Here is a 685-nt window from a genome sequence, read left to right as displayed (position 1 = left end):
CCCGCTACGCAGAGCGCTTTCCGATGCAGGGCGCCATTCACCGGTCTAGCAGCTTATGAGGCGAACATGAGCGGTCCTGGTGCACTGGGGAGCCTGTGCTCGCAGCCGTGGCCTGATCGCTTGCTGGTCTGCTAATTGCAGTTGGCCAGTATGTCTTTCCGATCAACAAGGACTGCCCGGTGACCCAGCTTCAAAGCCTCCAAATGCAACTTTCCCCTAGTGAACGTCACTGGCTGCCCTGGCTGGGACGCACCGGCAAGCTGTCGATGGGCTGGTCCTGCTGGTTGAACCGTGGTGTGTATCCCGCCATCGAGCAGGTGTTTGAAGGCGTTGCGCAGTCCCGGGTGCGCATCCTGCAGAACTGGGTGAGTGCTCACTGGGACCATCTGGCGGACCTGGCCGCGAGCCTGGGCGAAGGGCTGGCTCATGTGGATGTCGACCTGCTGGAAAAGAAGCGTGCCCAGCTCCCTGACCTGTCCGAGCTGTTCGTCATCGACCCGCAGGGCCGGGTGCTGGCGTCCACGTGCGCCGCGCATGTCGGTCAGCAGGATTTGGATGCGCAGGCCGTTGCGCGGGGGCTGCGCGAGCCGATCTTGCATGGCCCTTATCGCGATCCGCTGACCGAGCGCCTGGGGGCGAGCACGTCACGCTTCCACGACGCGGTGACGCTGATGTTCTATCAGCC

At 63.5% G+C, this 685-nt stretch carries 1 protein-coding gene; it reads left to right on the top strand.

Going from position 1 to position 685, the window contains the following annotated elements; all coding sequences use genetic code 11:
* Positions 1–179 precede the first annotated feature (179 nt).
* The coding region (locus ACU8YC_RS25310) for a hypothetical protein (RefSeq protein WP_446896005.1) at positions 180–685 on the top strand (506 nt) is incomplete at its 3' end.

It is taken from the genome of Citrobacter sp. VF227 (genome assembly GCF_052950715.1).
This window is presented reverse-complemented; position numbering and strand designations above follow the sequence as displayed.